We start from the raw sequence: 912 nt of genomic DNA, 5'->3' as shown, positions 1-912 counted from the left end.
AGATTCCAATTACAGGCCAAGCTGCCAAGAAGAAGTGCAACGAGCGGCTGTTGTTGAAAGAAGCGTATTGGAAAATCAAGCGACCGAAGTAACCGTGAGCAGCGACGATGTTGTAGGTTTCTTCTTCTTGACCGAACTTATAACCGTAGTTTTGAGATTCGGTTTCGGTGGTTTCACGCACCAGAGAAGAGGTTACCAAACTTCCGTGCATTGCACTGAACAAGCTACCGCCGAACACACCTGCTACACCCAACTGGTGGAAGGGGTGCATGAGGATGTTGTGCTCTGCTTGGAACACCAACATGAAGTTGAAGGTTCCAGAGATACCAAAGGCATTCCGTCAGAGAAGGAACCTTGACCCAAGGGGTAGATCAAGAAGACTGCGGTTGCTGCTGCTACAGGTGCAGAGTAAGCTACGGCAATCCAAGGACGCATACCTAAGCGGTAGGACAATTCCCACTCACGACCGAGGTAGCAGAATACACCGATCAAGAAGTGGAAAATTACCAACTGGTAAGAGCCACCGTTGTAGAGCCACTCATCTAAAGAAGCTGCTTCCCAAATTGGGTAGAAGTGCAAACCAATCGCGTTGGAGGAAGGTACTACTGCACCGGAGATGATGTTGTTTCCGTACAGTAAGGAACCTGCTACTGGCTCGCGGATACCGTCGATGTCTACGGGGGGAGCCGCAATGAAGGCGATGATGAAGCAAGCTGTTGCTGCTAGGAGGGTTGGGATCATCAACACGCCGAACCAACCGATGTATAAACGGTTTTCGGTGCTGGTGATGAATTCACAGAACCGCTCCCATACGTTGGCGCTTTCGCGTCTTTGTAAGGTTGTTGTCATGATTCTATGAGTGCGATTATTTTTCGACTTATGTATGTATCAGGCTTTTGTTTGTTTGCCTGT

General features: G+C 48.9%; 1 pseudogene. It reads right to left on the bottom strand.

Going from position 1 to position 912, the window contains the following annotated elements:
* Nucleotides 1–849: pseudogene (gene psbA, locus UYC_RS35225) on the bottom strand (photosystem II q(b) protein); the annotation flags it as partial.
* Between the last annotated feature and the right edge of the window lie 63 nt (nt 850–912).

The sequence above is a fragment of the Chlorogloeopsis fritschii PCC 6912 genome (assembly GCF_000317285.1).
Classification (GTDB): Bacteria; Cyanobacteriota; Cyanobacteriia; order Cyanobacteriales; family Nostocaceae; genus Chlorogloeopsis; species Chlorogloeopsis fritschii.
Note: the sequence above shows the minus strand (reverse complement) of the source record. Positions and strands in the feature narration are given on the sequence as shown.